General features: G+C 58.8%; 20 protein-coding genes and 1 pseudogene. 3 read left to right on the forward strand and 18 right to left on the reverse strand.

The annotated features are described in order from the left end of the window. Window position 1 precedes the first annotated feature (1 nt). Window positions 2-1,975, reverse strand: a complete 1,974-nt coding sequence (glmS, locus tag AC1EJZ_RS09705; RefSeq protein ID WP_480294753.1) for a glutamine--fructose-6-phosphate transaminase (isomerizing) — start codon at window positions 1,973-1,975, stop codon at window positions 2-4. Window positions 1,976-2,344: 369 nt separating this feature from the next. Between glmS and coaA the strand changes: the two genes are divergently transcribed. Further along, window positions 2,345-3,298 carry a type I pantothenate kinase gene (coaA, locus tag AC1EJZ_RS09710; RefSeq protein WP_070726995.1) on the forward strand — a complete coding sequence of 318 codons (954 nt, stop codon included), beginning with the start codon at window positions 2,345-2,347 and terminating at the stop codon, window positions 3,296-3,298. 531 nt (window positions 3,299-3,829) lie between these two features. Here the strand turns inward: coaA and glmM are convergent. The 3 genes from glmM to rplM form a co-directional block, all read right to left on the reverse strand. Further along, on the reverse strand, window positions 3,830-5,179 hold the full coding sequence (gene glmM / locus AC1EJZ_RS09715; RefSeq protein ID WP_058237131.1) for a phosphoglucosamine mutase: 1,350 nt from the start codon (window positions 5,177-5,179) through the stop codon (window positions 3,830-3,832). A gap of 413 nt (window positions 5,180-5,592) precedes the next feature. Continuing rightward, the gene (gene rpsI, locus AC1EJZ_RS09720) at window positions 5,593-6,084 is read right to left on the reverse strand and encodes a 30S ribosomal protein S9 (RefSeq protein WP_058237132.1); all 492 of its coding nucleotides are present in this window, start codon (window positions 6,082-6,084) and stop codon (window positions 5,593-5,595) included. Between the two features lie 43 nt (window positions 6,085-6,127). Beyond that, window positions 6,128-6,571: a 50S ribosomal protein L13 gene (gene rplM / locus AC1EJZ_RS09725; RefSeq protein WP_058237133.1), complete on the reverse strand. Its 444-nt coding sequence runs from the start codon at window positions 6,569-6,571 to the stop codon at window positions 6,128-6,130. A gap of 486 nt (window positions 6,572-7,057) precedes the next feature. Between rplM and AC1EJZ_RS09730 the strand changes: the two genes are divergently transcribed. After that, on the forward strand, window positions 7,058-10,300 hold the full coding sequence (locus tag AC1EJZ_RS09730; RefSeq protein ID WP_058237134.1) for a cadherin-like beta sandwich domain-containing protein: 3,243 nt from the start codon (window positions 7,058-7,060) through the stop codon (window positions 10,298-10,300). Window positions 10,301-11,028: 728 nt separating this feature from the next. On the opposite strand, the gene AC1EJZ_RS09735 is transcribed toward AC1EJZ_RS09730, so the two are convergent. The 3 genes from AC1EJZ_RS09735 to AC1EJZ_RS09745 form a co-directional block, all read right to left on the reverse strand. Next, a complete protein-coding gene (locus AC1EJZ_RS09735) occupies window positions 11,029-11,955 on the reverse strand; it encodes a carbohydrate ABC transporter permease (RefSeq protein WP_480294762.1) in 927 nt (308 codons plus the stop codon). Between the two features lie 14 nt (window positions 11,956-11,969). Continuing rightward, on the reverse strand, window positions 11,970-12,884 hold the full coding sequence (locus tag AC1EJZ_RS09740) for a carbohydrate ABC transporter permease (protein WP_058237137.1): 915 nt from the start codon (window positions 12,882-12,884) through the stop codon (window positions 11,970-11,972). 131 nt (window positions 12,885-13,015) lie between these two features. Continuing rightward, on the reverse strand, window positions 13,016-14,413 hold the full coding sequence (locus AC1EJZ_RS09745) for an extracellular solute-binding protein (RefSeq protein WP_058237138.1): 1,398 nt from the start codon (window positions 14,411-14,413) through the stop codon (window positions 13,016-13,018). A gap of 537 nt (window positions 14,414-14,950) precedes the next feature. On the opposite strand from AC1EJZ_RS09745, the gene AC1EJZ_RS09750 reads away from it, so the two are divergent. Next, window positions 14,951-15,988: a LacI family DNA-binding transcriptional regulator gene (locus tag AC1EJZ_RS09750; RefSeq protein WP_480294754.1), complete on the forward strand. Its 1,038-nt coding sequence runs from the start codon at window positions 14,951-14,953 to the stop codon at window positions 15,986-15,988. A 112-nt stretch (window positions 15,989-16,100) separates the two neighbouring features. Here AC1EJZ_RS09750 and truA read toward each other — a convergent pair whose 3' ends face one another. The 11 genes and pseudogenes from truA to secY form a co-directional block, all read right to left on the reverse strand. Next, entirely contained in the window at window positions 16,101-17,006 is a 906-nt protein-coding gene (gene truA / locus AC1EJZ_RS09755; RefSeq protein WP_058237140.1) for a tRNA pseudouridine(38-40) synthase TruA, read from the reverse strand. After that, the gene (locus AC1EJZ_RS09760) at window positions 16,994-17,743 is read right to left on the reverse strand and encodes an ROK family protein (RefSeq protein WP_058237141.1); all 750 of its coding nucleotides are present in this window, start codon (window positions 17,741-17,743) and stop codon (window positions 16,994-16,996) included. Before AC1EJZ_RS09760 ends, truA begins: the two co-directional genes overlap by 13 nt. A 434-nt stretch (window positions 17,744-18,177) precedes the next feature. Continuing rightward, window positions 18,178-18,753, reverse strand: a complete 576-nt coding sequence (rplQ, locus tag AC1EJZ_RS09765) for a 50S ribosomal protein L17 (protein ID WP_058237142.1) — start codon at window positions 18,751-18,753, stop codon at window positions 18,178-18,180. Window positions 18,754-18,837: 84 nt separating this feature from the next. After that, entirely contained in the window at window positions 18,838-19,839 is a 1,002-nt protein-coding gene (locus AC1EJZ_RS09770; protein WP_058237143.1) for a DNA-directed RNA polymerase subunit alpha, read from the reverse strand. Window positions 19,840-20,000: 161 nt separating this feature from the next. Further along, the gene (rpsK, locus tag AC1EJZ_RS09775) at window positions 20,001-20,408 is read right to left on the reverse strand and encodes a 30S ribosomal protein S11 (RefSeq protein ID WP_058237144.1); all 408 of its coding nucleotides are present in this window, start codon (window positions 20,406-20,408) and stop codon (window positions 20,001-20,003) included. A gap of 52 nt (window positions 20,409-20,460) precedes the next feature. Next, window positions 20,461-20,838, reverse strand: coding sequence for a 30S ribosomal protein S13 (rpsM, locus tag AC1EJZ_RS09780; RefSeq protein WP_058237145.1), 378 nt, complete (start codon window positions 20,836-20,838; stop codon window positions 20,461-20,463). A gap of 155 nt (window positions 20,839-20,993) precedes the next feature. Further along, window positions 20,994-21,107 (reverse strand): 50S ribosomal protein L36, encoded by a 114-nt coding sequence (gene rpmJ, locus AC1EJZ_RS09785; protein ID WP_003790577.1) that lies wholly within the window; start codon window positions 21,105-21,107, stop codon window positions 20,994-20,996. 41 nt (window positions 21,108-21,148) lie between these two features. Then, window positions 21,149-21,370 (reverse strand): translation initiation factor IF-1, encoded by a 222-nt coding sequence (infA, locus tag AC1EJZ_RS09790; RefSeq protein WP_058237146.1) that lies wholly within the window; start codon window positions 21,368-21,370, stop codon window positions 21,149-21,151. Window positions 21,371-21,612: 242 nt separating this feature from the next. Next, window positions 21,613-22,464, reverse strand: a complete 852-nt coding sequence (gene map / locus AC1EJZ_RS09795; RefSeq protein WP_480289455.1) for a type I methionyl aminopeptidase — start codon at window positions 22,462-22,464, stop codon at window positions 21,613-21,615. A gap of 269 nt (window positions 22,465-22,733) precedes the next feature. After that, window positions 22,734-23,300 (reverse strand): annotated as a pseudogene (locus AC1EJZ_RS09800) (adenylate kinase); the annotation flags it as partial. Further along, window positions 23,297-24,589 carry a preprotein translocase subunit SecY gene (secY, locus tag AC1EJZ_RS09805; protein WP_058237148.1) on the reverse strand — a complete coding sequence of 431 codons (1,293 nt, stop codon included), beginning with the start codon at window positions 24,587-24,589 and terminating at the stop codon, window positions 23,297-23,299. The gene secY and the pseudogene AC1EJZ_RS09800, both read right to left, overlap by 4 nt. Window positions 24,590-24,754: the final 165 nt, after the last annotated feature.

Raw genomic sequence — 24,754 nt, forward strand, 5'->3', positions numbered from 1 at the left:
ATCATTCAACGGTCACTGACTTGGCCAGGTTGCGCGGCTGATCGACATCCAGCCCCTTCGCGCCTGCCAGTTCACAGGCCAAAATCTGGAGTGGGATCACCGTCAGAAGTGGTGCGTACAACGTGGGAGCGGGCGGGATCCGGAAGATCACATCTGCACATTCGTCAGCCGAATGGTCATCTTGCTCGGCCACCACCAATGTCCGAGCGCCGCGAGCGCGCACCTCCTGAATATTGGAGACCACTTTGCGGTGCAGTTCGGGGCGGCGAGGCGTGGGCAGAACCACCACCACGATCTGCCCATCTTCAATCAGTGAAATCGGGCCATGCTTGAGCTCGCCGGCGGCGAACCCTTCGGCGTGGATGTAGCACAGTTCCTTCAGTTTCAGCGCACCTTCAAGGGCGGTGGGGAAACCGACGTGGCGGCCCAGATAGATCATCGATTCGACATCGGTCAACGAACGCGCAACGTCGCGAATCTGGTCCCAGCCGCTGATGATCGTGCTGATTTTCGAGGGAATCGCAAAGAGCTTGTCCATGTAATCTGCGATTTCATCGGGGTACTTGTTGCCGCGCACCTGCGCCAGATACAGCCCCAAAATATACGTCGCTGCGATCTGCGCGGTGTACGCCTTCGTGGAGGCAACCGCGATCTCCGGGCCGGCATGTGTCAGCAGCACAGCGTCTGATTCACGAGAAATCGTGGAGCCAGGCGTGTTGACCAGTGCGATCACGCGGGCGCCCTGCTCGCGGGCGTGACGAATCGCCATGATGGTATCCATCGTTTCCCCCGACTGAGAAATGGCGACAACAAGCGTCTTTTCGGACACAACCGGGTCGCGATAACGGAACTCGTGAGCCAGCTCGACTTCCACGGGGATGCGGCACCAATGCTCGATCGCATATCGCGCCACCTGCCCGGCGTGAGCAGCACTGCCACAGGCAACAATGATCATCTTGTCCACGCTGCGCAGTACGCTTTCCGGAATGCGCAGTTCATCCAACGACAATTTGCCTGAGGCATCCATCCGCCCGGCCAGTGTCTGCTCAACCGCTCCGGGTTCTTCATGGATTTCCTTTTCCATGAACGTGCCAAAGCCTTCTTTTGTCACCGGTCGACGCGAGTAGTCACCTTCCAGCTTCTTCGGCTCGGTAACAGCGCCATCCTGGTCAATAATCGTCACGTGCTGCGCGGTGACAAGGGCGAGCTGGTCCTGCCCCACTTCGATGACATCAGTAGTGAATTCGCTGAAAGCAAGCACGTCGGAGCCGAGGAAGTTCTCCCCTTCACCGAGTCCGATCACCAGAGGCGATGAGCGTCGTGCCGCCACGATCACGCCCGGTGCATCATCACAGATCGCCAGCAGAGTGAACGTGCCGCTGATCTGCTCAGTTGCCGCGCGCATGGCGCCCACGAGGCGTTGCGCACCATCGCGTTGTTCTGCCGGTACGCCTGTCAGATCTTCCGACCAGCGCGGCGCGGTGGATGTACTTGCCACGCGGTCAGCCGAGGTGCCGACACCTCCCTCGTCAATGGGCAATCCGGAGTACAGACGCCCGATGAGGTGCGCGACAACTTCGGTGTCGGTGTCGGATTCAAAGGTTTCGCCCGCTGCGGCAAGCTGCGTTCGTAATGCGTCGGCGTTTTCGATAATTCCGTTATGGACGAGGGCGACTTCCCCATCCGCGGATGTATGCGGGTGTGCGTTGGCAACGCTCGGCTGGCCATGTGTTGCCCAGCGGGTATGGCCGATCGCCTCAATAGCATCGTCGGGACGCTGACTGTCAATCTGCGCACGCAACTGGGACAATTTTCCGACCGCGCGGATGACTGTGGGTTTGGGCCGGTCGGCCGATCCGAGTGCGACTCCAGCTGAGTCGTACCCGCGGTATTCCAGATTTGCCAGGCCCTTCATGACAACGTCAAGCGGGCGCTGGGAGGGGACTTCCCCCACGTATCCAACAATTCCACACATATTAGACATTTCAACACACGCAGGGGGCGATCGGGAGTTTTTGACGCCCGTGGCGTCGACTCGCGTGCCATGAGTGGGATGCATGGCAGTGGGGATCGGCCCGCGTCGTCTTGCTCCAGCTGGCCGGCAGGCATGTGGGTGCAAGTCGAGTATTGCGTCGGCTTCGCGCTGATTTTCCAGCTGGCCGTTAGGTATGTGGGTGCAAGACGGACGCAAGAGGACAGGCAGTTGTGAGCGCTCGCAGGGCATGACCATCGGGTCCTCGTGATCGGAGCCACGCGACCAGCGCATCCAAGATTGCTCACAGACCGCCACATTCACGTCAAATCCCTGCATTGGACCGCTGTATTAGGGGACAATGGCGCCGTGATCTTTAATGACGAGTCCGCCCGAGCACAAGGCCCATTTTCATCGTTTAGCCGTGAGCACTGGAAAAAACTGGCCGCGCGCACGCCCCTGCCGCTGACCGACGAGGACATCTCACAGCTGGCATCCTTGGGCGATCCCATCGACATGAACGAGGTTGACGCCATTTACCGGCCGTTGTGCGCGCTGTTGCAGGTCTACATACAAGGACGGTATCTGCGGGCACGCGCACGGGCCGACTTCCTCGAAGAGGATGCGCCTGTGACACCTTTCGTCATCGGTATCGCTGGGTCGGTTGCGGTTGGCAAATCCACTGTTGCTCGCCTGTTGCAGCTCCTGTTGTCGCGATCACCGCACACGCCTCGGGTCGACCTGGTGGCCACAGATGGCTTCCTTTTGCCCAACGCGGTCTTGGAAGAGCGAGGAATCCTGGCACGTAAGGGATTCCCTGAATCGTACGACCGCGGAGCACTGCTGAACTTTGTCGCGTCGGTGAAGGCGGGCATTTCCCCTCTGCAGGTTCCTGTTTATTCGCATGTCACATACGATATTCGTCCCGATAAGTTCACCACGATCGAGCATCCGGAAGTCTTGATCGTTGAAGGGCTGAACGTGTTACAGCCGCCTCGTACCCATCCTGGCGGCCTCGGTTTAGCGGTATCAGACTACTTTGATTTCTCCATCTACGTGGACGCGCGTGAGGATGACATTGAGCAGTGGTACGTCGACCGATTCGCGCAGCTTCGCTCGACCTCCTTCCAACGTGAGGATTCCTTCTTCCGGACCTATGCGGGCTTGAGTGATTCTGAAGCAGAGGCCACTGCTCGGATGGTGTGGCACGCTATCAACTTGCCGAACCTGTACGAGAACATTTTGCCGACACGCGAACGCGCCACGCTGATTTTCACCAAGGGCGCCGATCACCGGGTCGAATCCCTTCATCTGCGCAAGGAATAGCACCCCTCGCTCCGGTTAGGATCTGAGCCAGTCGAGCTCTACCATCCGTACCGTCCTCCCCCAGTTCCCCAGGTTCGAACTCAACGTGCGTTCATCCACCTGTCCTTCCCCCAGGTTCGAACTCGGCACGCATTTGGCCAGGCACGGACAGATACTGCAGCTATTGATGCAGTTCAGCGCCGAGGCAAGTCACCCTCGGCAATAAGACGGGCGCCGAATTCGAACCTGGGGGACGGGGCGGGCGAGGCAGACAGGGACAGCGGTAAGAAATGAGGCTGCGCCACTGACGGCACTCAGACGCGCCCCGATGCGCAGATGGCTAGCGCGTGATGCAGCGCCCGAAGTGGCAGCGCTACGAATCTGGCACGGCTACCCCCGCACCTCCAGTTCATTACGGTCAGACGACCACCGATTCTCCAGCGCAGTTAGTCCAGCTTAGTCAGCCTAAGGCAGCAGAACCAGTGCTCTCGCTCCAGCACCGCACAACCAGCTGCTCCCCCAGGCCTGAAGACCGCTACAACTCAGGGCCGTCTACAGTGCGAGGCGATCACGCACCACATCGGCCAGGTGCTGCGCAATCCTGTCAGCCTCATCCTCACTGGCCGCTTCAACCATGACACGGACGAGCGGTTCGGTACCGGATGGGCGCATCACCACGCGACCCGTCTCCCCCAACTTCTTCTCAGCAACGGCAACCTCGTCGGCCAACGCCTGATCGTCATGGAGGCGAGCCTTGTCCACGCCGGACACGTTGATCAAAGTCTGTGGCAAGCGTTCGATCGGCGCGGTCAGATCAGCCAGATCGCGACCGCTTTCATGCACGAGGCGAGCCAGCAACATTGACGTCAAAACACCATCCCCCGTCGTGGCATGATGGCGCGCGATGACATGTCCGGACTGCTCACCACCCAACGCGAACCCGCCCTCAATCATTGCTTCGAGGACATAGCGGTCACCCACTGCCGTCTGAACAGTGGTGATACCAGCTTTCTCCATTGCAAGTTTCAGGCCAAGGTTCGACATGATGGTGACGACCAGTGTGTCGTGGTCAAGTTCGCCCGCCTCGTGCATGGCGAGGGCAAGGGCGCCCATTATCTTGTCGCCGTCAATCAAATTGCCACGGCGATCAATGGCTAGACATCTGTCAGCATCGCCATCATAGGCGACGCCGAAGTCCGCACCTGATGCAACGGTCACCGCCTGAATCTGCTCGGGATGCGTTGAACCGCAGTTATCGTTAATGTTGCGCCCGTCAGGTGATGAGTTCATGACCACGACGTCGGCGCCGGCCTCACGCAGGGCCTGTGGCCCGATGTCAGAGGCGCCGCCATTCGCGCAGTCCACTGCGATTCGCACGCCATGCAGATCAGAGCCGACAGAGGTGACGAGGTGCTCAATGTAGGAGTGCTTGGCCCAATCATCGTCGTAGTGGACCTCACCGACTGCAGCGCCTGTTGGGCGATCCCAGTCCGCGCCGAGAAGTTTCTCAATGCCGTCTTCGACCGAGTCAGCCAGTTTGAAGCCGCCCCGGGCAAAAAACTTAATGCCGTTATCCGGCATGGGATTGTGTGAGGCGGAAATCATGACGCCGAGGTCAACATTTTCTGCCGCTGTCAGATGTGCCACTGTCGGCGTGGACACCACGCCAATGCGCGTGACGTCCATACCTGATGCCGCCAAGCCAGCCGAAATTGCATGATCGAGGAATTCGCCGGAAATACGCGTATCACGGCCAATTATCGCTCGAGGCTTGTCGCCATTTTTCTTCGGACCACCAGCAATATGCCGAGCCGCTGCTTCACCCAGTTCCAAAGCAAGCTGTGCGGTGAGCTCGCCGTTGGCCAGCCCGCGCACCCCATCAGTTCCAAATAGTCGCGGCATCACATTGCTCCTGTTTCGTTCTTTTCACGGGCGGCAGCTCACTTCTTGCTGGGCCACCGCACGAGCATTATCTGCACACAGCCTAATCCGTCGCGACGCGAACCTCTGGTTGATTTACGGTCCTGTTCGAGTTTGCCCGCGATATTCGAACTTTTTGCACAGTTGCTCACGAGCCATTCGGAACCAGCACGAAAGGGGTGAGACAGGCACTCTCGTGCCCACCTCACCCCTTCGGTGATGACTTTGTGCTCACTGGCTCAGCTCCGTGCCTTGCGCTACACGTTTCATCTTCAACGCTCGCACCATGCACGTGCACCGAGCCAGCTCAGGTTCCTTCGGATCGCTTCACGCACCCGATTAAACGGCGACTCGCGCGGACCCCCTCGAACCCGATCAGCAGGAAAGAAAACCGATTAACGCTTCGAGTACTGAGGCGCCTTACGGGCCTTCTTCAAGCCGGCCTTCTTACGCTCCGTGGCGCGTGCGTCACGGGTCAGGAAGCCAGCCTTCTTCAAAGCCGGACGGTTTGCTTCGCGGTCGATCTCGTTGAGAGCACGCGCAATGCCCAGTCGCAGAGCGCCTGCCTGGCCGGAGATGCCACCGCCGTTGATGCGGGCGATGACGTCGAAACGGCCGTCAAGGTCGAGCAGTGTGAAAGGAGACTTCACGAGCTGCTGGTGCAGCTTATTCGGGAAGTAGTCCTCCAGTGTGCGTCCGTTGACCTTCCACTGGCCGGTGCCGGGAATCAGACGGACTCGAGCAACAGCTTCCTTGCGGCGACCAAGTCCCGCGCCAGGTGCGGTCACGGATTGGCCAGCGCCTTGAGGTGCTGTTGCGGTTTCAGTTGTGTATGAGCTGGGGACGGTTTCTTCGTCCAGCTCTTCGATCTGCGTGGTGTCAGCCACAGTTCTCCTCAGTGCAGTTCGTGGGCTCAGAAGCGCGACGCGCTCACTGGGCGACCTGGGTGATTTCGAATTTCTCTGGCGTCTGGCCGGCATGCGGATGCTCGCTGCCTGCGTACACATGCAGCTTGCGCAGTTGCTGACGGCCGAGTGAGTTGTGAGGAAGCATGCCTTTAACGGCAATTTCCACGACGCGCTCCGGATGTTCGGCAAGCATTTGGCGGTAGCTGGTAGCCCGCAGGCCACCCGGATAACCCGAGTGATGGTAGGCCATCTTCTGGTCCAGCTTGTTACCAGTCAGCACGACTTTGTCCGCGTTGATGACGACGACGTAATCGCCTTGATCCATATGCGGAGCGAACGTCGGCTTATGCTTCCCACGAAGGAGGGCGGCGACTTGAGACGCCAAACGACCAAGGACGACACCGGTAGCGTCAATGACGTACCACTTCTTCTCAGTGTCCCCCGGCTTGGGTGAATAGGTGCGCACGGGCGTAACCTTCAATTCTTTCGATCTAAGAGCAAACATCACCACCACTTATTGGTGGAACGCTTGCTCGCATTGCGATTCGGTTCGCGCGAGTCGTTGGCACATACCGGGCGAGTGGGAAAAGCCCCAAGTAGCGCTAACGCACAGCGTCGTTAAGTCTATCGACCTGGAGGCACCCTGGTCAAAGTTATTCCCTCACTGTGGGCAATTCCTCATTGCACGTGGCCCACCGCGTTGCCCGGCGCGCGCTTCGTTCAGATTTTCGTGCCCGACGAGGGCGGCCGGCGGCGCACACTGCTGCCACACCAATGGTCTTGGCTGACGGTGGCGCACTGTCCATCGGGATTACCCACCACAACTGACACGTGTTAGTATTGTGGCCTACGTGACGAGCACAGTGGTTGTGACCGTTTGCGTAGTGATTTGTATCAGGTTCTGTGCTGAGCCTGATATGCGTTTTTATTCACCGATTTAAGGAAGACCGTTATGGCAAAGACGCATCGGATCGCCGCCCTTTTCACGGTGCCTGCCTTGTGCGCGGGAATCAGTGTGGTGGGATCAGTGCCGACATACGCTGCCCCGGACTCATCGCTGGCTCCGTATCATCCCACCATGTTGTGGGCAACGTCTGAAGAAACTCAGGGCGAAGTTGCTCCAAACGGGCCGATATCTGCACTGGTAGATGACGATTCAGGGAAAGCTGCCCAGGACGTGTCATTTTGGACATCCCAGTGGAAAGGCACCGAGGAAGACTTCCCACACGCACTGGCCTTCGCCAATCCCAGACCTGACCAGGAGCTGTGCGGCGTTCAATACACTGCGCGCCCCACATATGGCGCAGTCGAAGGAGCCGGAAATGCGCCCGGTTCATTCCAGCTGTATTCATTCGAATCTGCCCCGACAAATCCGCGGCAAGGCGGTGACGAAGCCTTCAACGCCTGGAAACAGGGACTGGACAGTTCCACCATGGAGGCAGGCACACTCCTGTCACGCGGAGCACTCAAAGGAGTCAACGATCCCCAGACCATTTCATTTCCGCCCACGAAAGCACAGGCCTTTTCATTGGTGGGTCTGCGCGCAGTGGCAGAGGACAAGAAAGGCATGTCAGGATCCGATCTCAAGTTGATCCCCTGCCAGCCTCAGTTCACTGATCCGGGCGAAGGAAGCGGTGACAACCTTGCCGCCGATTTCTTCGTTGACCAGCTTCCCTTTGGGGAGCCAGGCGAACCTGTCACATTCGATCCGGCCACTCATACATACATCGCACACGCCTACTATCACACGGATCAGATTTCAATCCGCGTCCGTCCTGCTGATCCCACTGCTTCCGTCAGCGTTAACGGTTTACCGGCGGACAGCGACGGACGCGTATCCAACCTCGTGGTGCGCGAAGGCATGAACGCCTTCACGGCGACCATCACAGCAGGAGGGCAACGCGCTACCTACGTTGTCAACGTCACGAAACACAACACCGATTTCCGCGGGAATGTCCTGATCGATGCCGCCGCCACCATCAATGGAGGCAGTGAAGCGGAAATCAGTGCGCTGACCGATCAGAACATGGCCACCGGGTGGACAGTTTCCCCTCTGAAGAAGAGCGACGAGTGGAGCGACAACACCACTGGTTTCCAACTCGATCTTGACCAGCCGCGCTACGTGCACCGCGTGAGCGCATGGGGCTGGCCGCAGATGCCCGCCAATGCGCCCGGCTGGCACGGCGGCTCTTCCGTTGCGATTGCTGTTCAAGCCGATGACGGCGCCCCGTGGCAGACCATCATCACGCATGCCTCACTGACCCGTGATTCTGGCGGACTGTGGTACTGGGACTTCAACCAGTACCACCAGGCAAAACACATCCGCGTGTGGCTCAACACCGCTACTGAGCCGCAGCAGCAGCCAGGAAATCCCGGTAACCAGGCAACAGGCATGTCGGTGTACGAAGCCGAGGTGTGGGGTCTGCCCGCCGGTCATACGCCTCCCGAGATTGCACCCAACGAGCACTCTGACATTTATCGCGGTTTTGACCCCGGCGACGGAAAGTGGGGCGTGAACCGCGCTCAGACTCTGGCGCTGCAATACGGCGTGATGCTGCCAGCCTGGATTCCCTCCGAAGGCTACGGTCGCGGCGCATTCGACGCACGCGAATCACGTCTGACCGGCGGCGCATTCCCGATGTTCTATGACATGCCTTTGTTCAACACTCCCGTGATGGAACAGATTGGCGAGGGAACCCCCTGGGCATTCGCCAAGGCTCCAGCTGGCGGCAACGGCATTCAGGACGCCGGCGAGCCTCACATTTTCCTCACCGATGCGATGAAGCCCTACGCCGACACCCTGATCGACATTCAGTACGGTGACGAGGGCGGCTTCAGCCACGCCGAGTCTGACGCATTCGGCCGATGGTTCGAATGGTCAAAAGAGAACATCCCGGGAGCCGTCGTGCACTCCAACCAGTACAACGCAGCTGACTGGGGCCAGCCGGCAAACATGGAGTATTACGTGCAAAACGCTCAGCCTGATCTGCTGTCGTGGGATACCTATTACTACGGATCCAACTGGGGGTCGGCACCCTCGAGCGTTGTTCACGACATGCTGGGCAACAATATGTGGAAGACTCAGCGTCAGGCCGCCCTCGCCGGTCTTACTGGTGACGGTACGAGCCCGATCCTGTACGGCCAGTATCTGGACTACAACTGGGACGCCAACGTGTCCGAGTCTCAAAAAGCCGTCGTCCCTTCGCTCGGTCTTGCCACCGGTCAAAAGTGGTTTGGGCTGTTCCGTATGGAATACAACGGCTACGATCGCTCCTCGATCATCGATCAGGATGGCGCGCCTACCCGCTCCTTCTACGAATTCAGCAGAATTTTCAAGGACCTGACTGGGCTGGGCAAGTACGCAGTTGCTCTGAACTCAACATACGTTGGCATCAACGCCGGTGAGTACGCGGACCGTCCTCAGGCACCCAACGTATCGGGTTACGCACTGGGAGCATTTGGCGAGGGCGACGGCAAGGCCGCCAATAAGGCGGTTGGCATCACCGGAATGGACGTCACCAATACCGGAACGGTCAATGACGGTAAACCGGGCGATGTTGTGGTCGGTTACTTTGAGAAGCTGCCCGGGCTTGATGCCGCGAAGACCGAGGAGATCTTTGGCAAGACCACTCAGGATCCGCGCGCTTTCATGGTGGTCAATGCTCTGACCGGCACAACGCGTTGGCCTTCTTACGGCTTGAGCACCCGAACCGATGACGGCTCATATGCGCAAACCGCTCAGGACGTCACACTGCATGTGGAGAAACCTTTTGACAACGCGAAACTCATGATGGTTGATCCGAACACTTTTGAAGCTCAGCCCGCGCCATTGACGCAGTCTCGCAGCGCAGATTCTGATTTAACGGTGACGCTGTCCAATATCGGTGGCGGTCAGGCTCGCCTGTTGTACTGGGTCGGCGAGTCTCCGACTGCCGACCAGGGCACGCAGACCGATCCGCAGTCTGCTGACAGCCAGAGAGCCCAGTCATCACAAAGCGATGGCTCTGCGCAATCCCTTCCTGCGACCACCGGCGTGTCGTCCGATCAACAGCGCAAATCGAGCACCAATTCAGGGAGCTTCCTGGCGCACTCGGGTGCATCAGCACAGGTGATTCCGTTTTCTCTGATGGTTCTCGGGGCAGGAGCGGTCAGCATCTACGCTGCACGCAGGCGTTCCTTTGCTGTCAGACGATAGGTTGGCCGCACATCGGGGCCGTCTTCGGCTTCGACTGTGAACGGTCAGGCCCCCGTTTAAGGAAGCACCCCTTCTTAAACGAGGGCCTTCTTTCGCCCCGTGTTTCGTCGTATCCATGCGCCGTGCGGCACCCATGGTTGCTTTTCCTCTCTCGCCCTTCTCCCCCTTTTCTTTCATCCCCCCAGGTTCGAACTCGACGCGCCTTCAGCAGGGTAGGCACCGCCACCTACGCGCTGACCAGCAACGATACTGGCCCCATGCTGTTGCAGCACAGCGTAGCGCCGCCGAATTCGAACCTGGGGAGCGGGAAGAAGCGTGCTGCAGATGCGACGCTGACCGCCCGTACCGTCCATGTGCCCCTCCTGTCGATCTCGAGGCGCGCTCGCCCGACAGTGGGAGACCCCTCGGAGCATTCATGCAGGCCAGCCAATTGCGACCGTAGTCGCCCTCGTCCATGGTTCGTCGTAAACGACACATGGGGCGGGGCAGGAAAGTCCGTGCCCGCACACCCCGGGGAACACTCAACACGACGTATCGCAAAGGCTCGCACGAAGAGCCGCAGATGTCGTCGTTCACGCGCGGGCTGCCTCGATCGTGGCGGAAAGAAGAAGCTGCACGTGAACCTGTGATTCACGTGCAGCTTGAGTGCGAACCGGCTTGCTCAACGGGCCCGGCAAATCCGCGTCCGCCGCAGCATCCCTTCCGGGACGAACCGGGTCAGATGAAGCTCAGAACTTCAGGCCGCCTGCTTCAATGCCGCGGAAAAAGTACTTCTGAGAAAACATGAAGACCACAACAACCGGCACGAGGGCGACGACCGCTCCGGCCAGAACCAACTGGTAGCTCGTGCCCTGCGGGGAATTCTGAATGGCTGACAGGGTCACCATGAGTGTCTGATTCTTCGGGCTGGGCAGCATGATCAGTGGCAGCAGGAAGTCAGACCACGCGCCGATAAAGCTTGTCAGGCCGACAACCGTTAGGGTGCCGCGAACCTGGGGCAGAAAGATCGTCCAGAAACGACGCAACTCGCCTGCACCATCGATCAGTGCTGCGTCTTCGATCTCGTCTGGGATTCCCATGAAGGCCGCGCGCATCAGAAGGATCTGGAATGGGCCAATAAGAATTGGCAGCCACACTCCCAGCAGATGATCGTACAGTCCGACGTGCACCATCATTGAGAACAGGGACAGCATGATGGATTCAAGCGGAAAGATCATTGCCGACAACACCACGAAGTACATGATGTTTCGCCCTGTCCATCCGCGCCTGGACAACATGTAGCCGCCCAGGCATGAGAGCACCATGTTGGATGTCACCAGCAGCGCTGCCACAATTGCCGAGTTACGGATGGACAGCAAAATGTTGGTGCGCTCAAACAGGCGCGCAAAGGATTCCAGCGACCAGTCCTGCGGAAAGAGCGTTGCCCCCTGGCCGAAGACGGGCTCACCTGGGGCTTTGAATGCGACAAGCAGAGGCAGCAAGAGTGGGCCGACCAGCAGGCACGCCACAATGATGAGGACCGCGTAGCGTCCAACGAGGCGCCACCCGCGTATTTGCCGGGATGCGACCTGGCGGCTCTGGCGTTCAAGTTTGCGGCGGTGGCGGTACTCGCTGAGTTTGCTGGTGTGAGGCGCAGTCGCGACAGGTGCGTGCATGGGTGAATGAGTCATTATGCTTCCGCCTTGTTCTGCAGCCTCTGTGAGGCAATGATGAATCCGAATGTGATCAGGAACAGGAACACCGAAGCGGCGTCGCCTTGTCCCAGTGATCCAAACGTTGGGTCCATGATTCGGTTACGGATATACATGGTCAGGGTCTGTGTGGGCGAGTTCGTTCCGCCCAGCAGATATACCTCGGTGAAGATTTTCAGTGATCCGATCGTCGACAGGACACCGACCAGGTACATCATGACCCGCACGCCCGGCACGGTGACCGTCAGGAAGCGGCGGACGCTGCCTGCACCGTCAATTTCGGCTGCTTCGTATAAAGACTGATCAACGTTGGTTAATGCAGCCAGATACAGGATCATGTAGTACGGCAACCCCTGCCACAAGGTGATGATCATTGCGCAGATGAGGATCAGCCACTCGTTGGACAGGAAGGGAATGGGCGACTGGATCAGCCCGATACCTTCGAAAAAGGAGTTCAGCGGGCCTTTCTGGTCCAAGATGTATCGCCACGCCAGTGAGATGACGACAAGCGAGCAGATCGCCGGCACGTAGTAGATGGCACGGAAGAAGCCGATTCCCGGCACGTGTTGGCGCACCAGCAGTGCCAGCAGCAGCGGCAGCAGCACCATCAGGGGAACAACGCACAGCGCGTAGATCACGGAGTTGCGTGTGGCTTCCCAGAACACCGGGTCGGAGAAAATGTGCGCGTAATTGTCAATTCCGTTGAAGCGTCCGAGCCTGCCAAGTGGTTTCGTCTTGGTGAAGGACGTCACGACCGTGTTGATGAATGGGTAGATATAGAAAGTGATAATACACAGCACGGGGATTGTGACCCACAGCCACGGCACCCACCATTTTCGGAACCGTGCTGCGCCATTGAGACTACGCGCGCTTGTCTTCTTCTGAGTCGCCATGAGTGCTATCCTCCATCACTCTGGGTACGCTTCGTTCGTAAAAGTGGACCGCGTCAGGCGGTGTGGGCTTATTCATGGTGGTCATGTGATGACCTGAATAAGCCCACACACGCTTCGCTGGTTCCGGATAATTAGGAGTTCAGATCGTCCAGCAGCTGGTTCATTTGTTCTTGAGCAGTCTTCAGTGCATCCTCTGGGCTGACTTCGCCGCGGATGGCCTGGTTGACGTTGTCGACCAGTGCTTTCTGAACTGAACCGGTGACGTAGAAGACGTCCAAGTATGCTTCTGCGTCTTTAGCGGCATTTGCGGCCTGTTCATATGCAGCCTTGAAGACAGGATCCTGTGCAACCTCCGGCGGGTTTTCCATAATCTTGTCGAGTGCCTCGGTAGCAGCCGGGAAGACGATTGCTCCACCGTCATGTGCCCAGGCGTATTCGTTTTCGGCGTTCGTGATGAACTCGGCCCATTTCATCGCCAGCGGCGCGTTCTGGGTGGTCACGGAGATGCCGACGTACTGGCCTTCATAGACAGGTTTGATACCTTCGTTTGTTGGGAACGGGCCAACACCTGTTGCTTCGTAGACCTGCGGGTTGTTGTCTTTAATGGCTTTCAGGAACGAGGCGTTCGGAGTGCCGAATGCGAGGTTTCCATTGGAATAGGCCTTGGACGGGTCGGGCTCGCCGGTCAGGGAGTCTTTCGGGATGGCGTTGGTCTTGTACAGTTCCGCCATCTTGGTGACGTATCGGACTGCATCTGCATTATCTGCGAAGTCAAACTCAGTGTGGTCATCGTTGAGCAGTTGCACGCCCATTCCATGCAGCTGCGCAACCAGGTACCAGTCTGGTGATCCGTAGATGCCATAGTCGCCGTTTCCGGCTGCCCCCACCTTGGCTGCCGCGTCCAGCAGGTCGTCCATTGTCGAGGGCGCCTTTTCCGGATCCAGTCCGGAACGTTGGAAGACGTCCTTGTTGTATGTGGTGATGTAGGGGCCGAAGTACCAGGGCAGCGCGGTGTGATGATCCTGAGCGCCGAGGTTCGTTGAGTTCCAGATGGTTTCAACGAACTTGTCACCGATCTGGGGTGCTTTGACGTCAAAGTCCATCAGCAAATTGGCTTTGGACAGCGCCAGGATGGATGACGATGCCACGTTGACGACGTCTGCCATCTTGCAGTTTGTTGCCTGGGATGTGATGGCCTGGTCGAAGTCTGTACCTCCGCCCTGGTCGGTCCATTTGATGGTGGTCCCCGGGTTTGCCTCTTCGAATTCCTTGATCTTGGCTTGGAAGAAGTCGGCGAAATCGGTTTGCAGGCCCTGTGTCTGGAAGGTGATTTCGCCTTCCACTTTCGAAGTGTCAACAACGCTGCCGTCAACGTTGCCTTCTGGAATGTCGCAGGCAACGTCGGGCGTTGGGATGCCACTGGCTGATGATGTTCCGCTCTCTTCAGCTCCGCCTCCACACGCTGTTAATGACAGGCATGAAACGGCAAGCACCCCAAGGGCGCCGCGTGTTGCTCGTGTCAATCTCATTTAAAGACCTCCATTGGTCGAGAAGAAAGCCAGCCGGCTGCGTGCCGGTTGACGTCTCTCTAACTATCTCGTGTTAGGTGACAGTGAAAGAATAAGACATTTTTACGGTTTTCACTAACCCCAAAGATCTCACTTTGATTACGACCGGCGACAAAACCGGTACGTCAGACTTTAACGCTCATCACGTTTCCGCACGTTTTCGATCGGAAATATCGTGAGCGACACACCCCGCACCCACCCACCGTTTCTCACCGTCGATCACAAATGTAAGAAACCTCATACCACACACTCTGGCACCTCAAAATCAGATGCAATTCCCGCGCGTTCGGCCAGCTGTACGCATCGACGCCCTGCGTATCCAGACGATAGTCCACACTCCGGCCAGGCCACGTCAATCCAGCTTCATACAGCACATCCACGAAAGGGCCAATACCCAAATATCTTTTCCAGAACTAACACGATATAGTTACTGTGTTACCGCTCAGAGCTGCGTCGCTCTGGCTGACTTCGCGGTACTTTTTCTTGAAGGAATTCACCATGACACGGACAACTCGGGCTGATGTCGCTCGGAAAGCAGGCGTCGCACCATCCACCGTCTCTCTTATACTCAACGGCCACGGGCACGAAGTCAAGATTGCACCAGCTACGATCGAGCACGTCACGAACGTCGCCCGTGAAATGAACTACGTCCCCAACGCTGCGGCACGATCACTGAGGCGAGGATCCACCAACATCATCGCTTTGATCATGGCTGAACTGCCGGAAGACCCGTTCGTGCCGGTCGTCCACAAAGTACTGACCACAGCCATGATTGAGGTTCAACGTCGCGGCTACCTTCTTCTGCCGCTCTTCCAACCTGAGGGCGATGCCGCCAACCGCCGTTTCATTCAATCGGTGCTCTCCGATATTCAACTGGCAGGTGCAATCTGCGAGACCACCTCCACCCAGCAGTTCGTTGGCCCCCTGCTCAGCCAGCTCGACATTCCAGTGATGTGGATGTCGATGATTGAAACCTCGAACCATTTCGGCGGAGTGGGCCTCGTCAGCATTGATGAAGGAACAGGAGTCCGGGAAATCCTCAGCGACCTCGACGCCACGGACACGTCACGGGCCCTCTACCTTGCAGGCCCCAACATCAACCACTTCCGTCAGGTACCTGTCCTCGAGCATTTCCAGGACCGCGCAGAGTTTCTCTCCCTGCCCACCTGGAGTGCTCACGACTCGTACGAGGCCTGCATGCGCATGCTCACCGCCCACCCCGACATTGATTCAGTATGGTGCGCTGATGACACACAGGCACCGGGCGTCTTCTCCGCTGCACGCGACCTGGGTAAGCATGTCCCCAACGATCTGTCCGTCATCGGCTTCGGCGATCACAATGCGCACGAAGACAATTCCATGGGCCTGACCACGGTGATGTGGCCACTGCAGGACATGACGGCAACCGCTGTCAGCCAGCTCATCGACTCGATTTCAACGCCCAAAGCTGAGCACACAGCTCGCGAGCCTCACCACACGCGCGTCAGTACCACACCCACGTGGCGCACCAGTGCCAAGCGCATTCACAAAAAGTAGGCACCACCATCCTCCACTCCGACGAGCTCGACTCAGGAAGCCCGAGCCACCCTCGTCCATCCTGAATCCCAACGAAGCCGGTCATCTGCAACACGGCAGCAAAACAGTCCACCTAGCAGCAGCCCAAAGAGCGGACCGCGCGGGTCTGTTGCGCGCGCTGTGCCCACTGATCGGCAGGCGGATAGTCCACGTGCGCCAAAGTCAAGCCATGCGCCGGAGCCAGCGGAGCGGCTGCCTCACGCGAACGCGCATCCAGCAGATGTCTCATCCACGCCGGCGAGCGGCGGCCTGTCCCCACGTCAATCAGTGCTCCCACCAGGGATCGCACCATTGAGTGGCAAAAAGCGTCAGCATGGACGCGCACCAGGATCGGCGACGTTTCCCCCGCCGCCACGACGTCCAGCTGGCGGAGCGTACGGATCGTGGTCGCGCCCTCACGCGGCTTGCAAAAGGACAGAAAATCATGCTCACCGATGACGCTGGAAGCAGCTTCAGCCATGGCTTCCAAATTAAGCGTCTGGCGTGCAGGAACCGTCCAGATGCGTCGCCCGGAAAAGGGGTCACTGCCCGCGCGCTGGTCAAGCAGCCGGTACACATAGTGACGCCCCACAGCGCTGAAACGCGCATCGAAGGTTTCCGGCACGCGATGAGAACTCAGAAGCGCAACGTCGCAGTACCCTCTCGGCGACACCAGCCCGTGCGCCTTCATGAAATCACCGTGCGCGCGGGTAAGCAGAGAGGCCAGACGGTCAACCAGCGCATCTTCGGGTGTGCGCGAGGACCTTCCCGGAAGGCTGTCCCACACCTGCGCCGGCAGGTCGACGTGAGCCACCTGATGATCTGCGTGCACTCCCGCATCGGTGCGTCCCGCCACAGTCACCGCCACTTCCTGGCGGGCGATCAGCGACAGGGCTCGAACCAGTTCACCTTCCACGGTGCGTAGTCCGGGCTGTGCGGCCCAGCCGTGGAAGAAGGTGCCGTCGTATGCCAGGTCAAGCCGCGCCCTCACAGTGTCCATGCGCGAACACCGCCGATGATGCCGGCGTCATTGGGAACGATCACCACGTCGTCACCGAGTTTGGCCCGGTTCATCGCCGTGACGCGTTTCGAGTTTCCACCACCCAGGTACAGGCGATCCCACACGTACATCGGGCGCAGGCCGTCGATCACTCGGCGCACTCGTCGAGACCAGTGCGCGTCTCCCAGCCGGAGGCGTTCATGCTCGCCAATGTAGTCGTCATAGGTCAGTCCCCATCGCACAAATCCCTGCGATACTTCCACGTGCGGCGCGAGCACACCTGAATCGAAAACCGCGTTTCCCAGCCCGGTCCCCAGGGTCACGATCATTTCGAGGCCCGTGCCCGTGATGACACCTGCGCCGGCCACTTCAGCGTCGTTGAGCACCAGTGTCGGCATGCCCAGAGCAGCTTCAAGTGCCCGTCCCATGTCGAAGTTGGCCCATTGCTCGACCAGTTCAGGCAGGATCCGTGATCGCGGGCCGTCACGCGTGATGTAGTGCGGAGTCGTGATGACCACTCCGTGGCGCAGCATGCCAGGCATTCCCATCGTGACGCGCGTGGCGGCAGGCAGTTGCGCGGCAAGGTCCTGTGTGGTCTTGACGAGCAGTTCGGGAGGGAGCGGGTAGGGCGTGGGCGTGCGCACCGGCGATGCGGTCAGCGTTCCGCGCGAGTCGAGCACTGAGGCTTTGATTCCGCCCCCGCCGCAGTCGACAGCGAGGGTCATCTCTTCAGACATGTTCTTAGCATAATGGCTTGCTCTCACCTCGGGTTTCCAACGAGCTGTCCGCCCCGCGCCAGCTTCCTGTTCATTGACGAGGGCGACCCATCCGCGGCTCTACCCCTCCCCTGCATGTCCCCAACTGTCGAACTCGCGTGAACTCTGCGGGGTCACCGACTGGCCTGCAACACATCCGTGCTGGTCACAGCAATTTCGGGTCGGGTTCGTGCTGCGCGGCCCCAGTGAGATCGACAGTTGGGGAACGAGGGGCGAGTGCACACCGGCTCCACCTAAAGAGCATCCGACACGGCCGGCACACCAACCGCGCGAATACACGGAAGCTGGGTAAACCCACACGGGGTTTACCCAGCTTCCGATCAGCCATCCGCTGGACTGGTCACCGCTCAATCAGCGCAGTGCCAGTCAGATCAGCAGGTCACGACGGTGCATGACTACTTGGCAGCTTCCTCAGCTTCGGTTTCAGCTTTGTCGTCAGCTGACTCCTGTGAAGCGGCTTCGTCAGCAGCCGGCTCGGCTGTTTCTGCTGCTTCAGCTTCGGTCTCGGCCTTTTCGTCAGCCTTGCCGGTCGCCTTGGAATCCTTACCGGACTTTGCAGCAGCCTTCGAAGCGGTACGCTCAGCGTCGGCAACGACAGCCTTCTTCTCGACTTTCTCCATGACAAGCTCAATACGAGCCATCGGAGCATTGTCGCCGCGGCGCGGCCCCAGCTTGGTGATGCGGGTGTAGCCACCGTTGCGCTCTGGATCCATGGCCGGAACGACCTCGTCGAACAGCATGTACAGGACATCCTTGTTCGGGATCTTGCGGGCAACCGTACGGCGAGCGTGAATGTCGCCGCGCTTTGCCTTAGTGACCAGCTTTTCAACGTACGGCTGCAGCGCGCGGGCCTTGGCCTCGGTCGTGGTGATCGCACGGTGTTCGATCAGTTGAGCAGCAAGGTTAGCCAACAGCAGCTTCTGGTGCGCTGGGCTGCCACCCAAACGTGGGCCCTTCTTAGGGGTGGGCATGAGTTTCTCCTACACAGTTTGTTTGGGCGTCCTCGTCCATCGATGACGGCCGCTGGAGGCGGCACGGACGCAAAGTGGATTCGATCAGAAAGACTGGTCGTCACTGAACTGAACGTTTCCGGCGTCTTCTCCGCCGGCGCGTTCAGGCATGACTGCATCCTTGAGGGTCATACCCAAGGATGCCAAGGCTTCCTTGATCTCCTCGATGGACTTGGTTCCGAAGTTGCGGATATCCAGCAGGTCAGCCTCAGAGTGGGCAACGAGTTCACCCACGGTGAGGATGCCGCGTCGACGCAGCGCGTTGTACGAACGGGACTGCAGGTTCAGGCTTTCGATCGGCAAGGCCAGGTCTTGCGCAAGGGTCTCATCGGTAGTCGATGGGCCCACTTCGATGCCTTCTGCTTCCTCGTTCAGTTCACGCATGAGGCCGAAGAGCTCCACCAGGGTGCTTCCGGCTGACGCGAGAGCATCGCGCGGACTGATAGCTGGCTTGGTTTCCACATCGATGATCAGACGATCAAAGTCGGTGCGTTGCTCGACACGGGTGGCCTCCACCTTGTATGTCACTTTGAGCACCGGCGAGTAGATCGAATCGATCGGGATGCGGGAGATCTCAGCTTGCGGATCCTTGTTCTGAGCAGCGGAAACGTAGCCACGGCCACGCTCAACCGTCAGTTCAATCTCGAGCTTGCCCTTCTCATTGAGCGTTGCCAGATGAAGGTCAGGGTTGTGGATTTCCACGCCTGCAGGAGGAGTGATATCCCCTGCGACGACCTCACCGGGGCCAGCCTTGCGCAGGTACATCACGACAGGCTCATCCTCTTCAGAGGACAGAACGATGTCTTTGATGTTCAGGATGATCTCAGCGACGTCTTCCTTCACGCCTTCCACCGTGTGGAATTCGTGTGGCACACCGTCAATGCGGATCGAGGTGACCGCTGCGCCCGGAATGGACGACAGCAATGTACGGCGCAGGGAGTTACCCAGTGTGTATCCAAACCCAGGCTCGAGTGGCTCAAGAGTGAAACGGGAGCGGTAATCGCTCACCTTCTCCTCTGAGAGGATGGGGCGTTCTGCAATGAGCACGTCTTGGTCCTTTCTTTCCGACAACCGCTATATGATGTCGGATTTGTGGTCCCGTCACGCGAACAGTGACGGAAAAAACAGGGTGCAGATGGTTCCCACTTGTGTGGGAACATCGTGACGTGGGACGCGGACGGGTCGCCCTCGTCCCTCACACGGGTCTTTCAGACGCGGCGACGTTTCGGGGGACGTGCACCGTTGTGAGCCTGCGGAGTGACATCCTGAATGGATCCAACCTCAAGACCAGCGGCCTGCAGCGAACGAATCGCCGTTTCGCGGCCGGAGCCCGGGCCCTTGACGAAAACGTCAACCTTCTTCATGCCCTGTTCCTGCGCGCGACGTGCTGCAGCCTCAGCGGCAAGCTGAGCGGCGAACGGGGTGGACTTACGTGAGCCCTTGAAACCGACCTGACCGGACGATGACCATGACAGGACAGCGCCGGTGGGATCGGTGATGGAGACGATCGTGTTATTGAACGTCGACTTGATGAACGCCTTACCGTGCGTGACGTTCTTGCGCTCTTTACGACGCGGCTTACGCGCCGAAGATGAGCGAGTAGACTTGACAGCCATTGATTTTCCTTTTGAAGTCGAGGGGCCAGGTTTCATCACCCAGCTCTATGAGTTACTTGGTGGCTTTCTTCTTGCCAGCCACGGTGCGCTTGGGTCCTTTACGGGTACGCGCATTTGTCTTCGTCCGCTGACCATGAACAGGCAGGCCAAAACGGTGGCGCATGCCCTGGTAGCATCCGATCTCGATCTTGCGGCGGATATCGGCTTGGACCTCACGACGCAAGTCGCCTTCGACCTTAAAGTTGGCCTCGATGTAGTCGCGCAGCTTGACCATATCTTCTTCACTGGCGTCGCGTACGCGAAGGTCGGGGCTGACCCCGGTTGCTTCAAGTGTTTCCTTGGCGCGGGTGCGTCCCACACCGTAAATGTAAGTAAGCGCAATCTCCATCCGCTTTTCACGGGGGAGGTCAACGCCGGCAATACGTGCCATGACTTTTCTCCACATGGTTTTCGGAGGTCGTCACCCCGTCTCTGATCCATCAATCAGCCCCGGCCTCCGAACCAGGGGTCCCGCTTGCGCGGTCGACGGTGTGCTGTGGGCAAATCGCCCGCCAGTGGCTCACTGCCACTGAGCAGCTACGGCTTTCATCCTTGACGCTGCTTGTGCCTGGGGTTGTCGCAAATAACCATGACGTTGCCGTGGCGACGAATCACCTTGCACTTGTCACAGATCTTCTTGACACTAGGCTTGACCTTCATGGTGCACCTCCACGTCGCCAGGCGACGCTTGTTGTGTCGGTTTACTTGTATCGGTAGACGATTCGACCCTTTTCAAGGTCATACGGGCTGAGCTCGACGACTACGCGGTCTTCAGGCAGGATACGAATGTAGTGCTGACGCATCTTTCCTGAGATGTATCCCAGAACTTCGTGACCGTTGGTGAGCTCAACACGAAACATCGCGTTCGGCAACGCCTCAATAACGGTGCCTTCGACCTCAATAACTCCGTCTTTCTTCGCCATGTCCTCCGTCTATCCTCTACGTTTGTCAGTAGGGCTCACGGCCGAAACCGTGGCGGGCGTTCCCCTCGCCAATCGGCAAGAAAGTCAGCCCGACTGTCCATTCTAGAGGAGGATGCAACGCCGGTGAAGCCCATTCAGTGGGATATCCCTCACGCGCCGGACTCGAGTTGCCTTCCATATTGACGAGGGCGACGCCTGGAGCGCCGATCACACAGCAATCAGAAATACGCAGGCTGCGTGTATCAGTCCAGTGAAATGGGGGTTACTCGGTAAGGAGCCAGGCCCTCTACCCCACCGTCTGGCGCAGTCAGGACTGAAATGCCCTCCTCCATGATGGCAACGGAGTGCTCCCAGTGCGCGGCATCGCTGTGATCCAGCGTGTGCACAGTCCACCCGTCAGCTTCGGTGCGCGTCGCAGGATTGCCCGACACGAGGATGGGTTCGACCGCCAGCACCATACCTGGCTTCAGACGCGGGCTGATCCCGGTCGCACGGTAGTTCAACACGTCGGGCGGTTGATGCATCGCCGTTCCGATGCCGTGTCCGCCGAATTCTTCAACGATCTGTGCTTCCCACCCGAACGTGTCCCGGTAATCCTCGCAGGTGTCTTCAACAGCTTGTCCCACCGCGCTGACGCGGCGAGCAGAAGCCAACGCTGCGATCGCACGCCACATAGCAGCGCGCGTCACTTCGTTGAGTTCACGCCGGCGCTGAGATGCGGCCTGTTCATCGCCCACAATCATGGAGAACGCGGCATCACCGTGCCAGCCACGGCCGTGGTGCGTCACGTAGGCTCCGCAGTCGAAGGAGACGATGTCGCCGTTGCGCAGGACATCATCATTCGGAATGCCGTGCACAACAGTGTCATTGACGCTGATACAGACCGTCGCCGGGTAACCGAAGTAGTTCAGGAAATTCGAGGTCGCTCCCGCCTGGGAAATCACTTCGGCACTGATGCGGTCCAGTTCCGTCAATGTGACGCCTGGTTGAGCCGCGCGGCGCAGTGCTGCGTGGATATCCGCCACGATCAAACCTGCGCGACGCATCTGCAGAATCTGATCCCTGGTTTTCAGCTCAATACGCGCGTGACCCATCGTCCTCAGCGACCTTCTGAGACCGAAGCATCCGCATTTGCCGAGGCAGCAGCGCCGCCCTGGTCAGACGAGCTGGAGCTGGCAGGCTCCGAAGCCTCGGCTGGGTCATCTTCGGGGAATTCTTCCGCCCCGCAGCACTCTCCTTCACCGTTTTGGTGGGCTTCGAACCACGGATCACGAGGATCGTCGAGGGTGGCCTGGCCGCCCGTCACCTCATCCGCGCCGGCACCGTCCGCTGAGTCAGCACCGCTCCCGGAGCCGGCACCGTTCAGTGAATCGAGAATGGCAAAAATGCGTTCGCTGACTTCTTCGACCGACCCGTTCGCATCGACTGCTTCGAGCAGATCCTGATCGACATAGTACGTGGCGACCGGCTCAGTTTGCGTATGGTAAACCGCCAGGCGATGACGGATAACCGGCTCAGTGTCGTCTGAGCGGTGCTGTTCGGTTGCGCGCTTGAGCATGCGGTGCACAACCTGATCTTCATCCGCCTGAAGCTCGATCACCACGTCAAGTTCGGTTCCCAGGTCAGCGAGCGTGTCACGCAAAGCATGTGCCTGCTCAACAGTGCGCGGATAGCCATCGAGCAGGAAGCCCTCAGCGGCATCAGGCGCCTTCAGGCGAGCATGCACCATCGGGTTGATGACCGAGTCGGGAACAAGTTCGCCGCGATCCATGTAGGACTGTGCGAGGATGCCGAGTTCCGTCTGTTCGGCAATGTTGGTGCGGAAAATTTCCCCTGTTGAAATGGCCGGGATGCCGAGTTTGCATGCAATTATGCTTGCTTGAGTTCCTTTGCCCGCTCCAGGAGGACCGAGCAGGATAATAGCTGTCATCGAAGGAATCCCTCGTAATGATGTTGTTCGAGCTGAGTGTTGATTTCTTTCACGGTCTGCAGGCCGACGCCGACCATAATCAGCAGCGTGGTACCACCGAACGGCATCTGTCCATTCTGCAGACCGAGTGGGATCATCATCAGCGACGGTACAAGGGCGACAATCATCAGGTAGAACGCACCCGCCGTGGTAATGCGGTTCATGACGTAACGCAGGAATTCAGCGGTCGGGCGTCCAGCACGGTACCCCACGATGAAACCGCCGTAGCGTTTCATGTTGTCGGCAACCTCGTCCGGGTTGAAGGTGATGGAAGTGTAGAAGAATGCGAAGCCGAGGATCATCAGGGCGTACAGCACGAGGTAGAGCCATGACTGGTGGTTGAAGTTTGAACGCACCCACTGCACCCACGTCGATTCTGGTGAGCCAAAGTTCGCCATCATCACCGGCATAGCCAGGATCGATGACGCGAAGATGACGGGGATAACGCCCGACATATTGATCTTCAGCGGGATGTATGTCGAGGAACCGCCGTACATGCGGCGGCCGATCATGCGCTTGGCGTACTGAACGGGGATTCGGCGCTGTGATTGCTCGATGTAGACAATGGCAAGTGCGACTACGAGAATCATGCCGACAATTGCGGCAACTTTGCCCCAGCCGCCACCTTGTCCGATCGAGAACAACTGAGCAGGCATACGAGCGGTGATCGACGTGAAGATCAGCAGTGACATGCCATTGCCGATGCCACGCTCAGTGATCAATTCACCCAGCCACATGATGACGGCGGTACCCGCGGTCATAGTAACGATCATCACGAGGTACATGGGGATGGACCGGTCAGCTATGATGTCGTGCTGGCAGCCGGGGAACATGTTGCCCGAGCGCGCCATGTACACCATGGTGGTCGACTGCAGTACGCCGAGGAAGATTGTGCCGTACCGCGTGTATTGCGTGAGCTTGGCCTGACCCGTCTGACCTTCCTTGTGCAGGTCATCGAATCGAGGAATGACAACTCGCAGAAGCTGGACGATGATCGACGCCGTAATGTACGGCATGATGCCGAGCGCGAAGATCGACAGCTGGAGCAACGCGCCGCCTGAGAACAGGTCGACAAGCCCGAGCAGGGATCCTTCTTCCTGAGTTGCCAGGCACTTTTGCACGTTGACAGTGTTGACGCCTGGGGTCGGGATGAATGCTCCGAGGCGGAATACCGCCATGATCATCAAGGAGAACAGCAACTTCCGACGCAGGTCAGGAGTGCGGAACGCCTGTGTGAAGGCACTTAACACGGCTTCCTCTTCCTAGGTTGATGGTGTGACAGCTTGACGCAATCACAACTTTACTCACCGTGCCTAGCCTACCCGAGTTAGCACGTCTCACGTCAATTGGATTGGCTACACCGCGGTTTCTCGTTAGTTCATTGCCGAGGGCGACCCAATGGCGCGCCATCTGCG

Source organism: Pauljensenia sp. C0170B5, assembly GCF_056590195.1.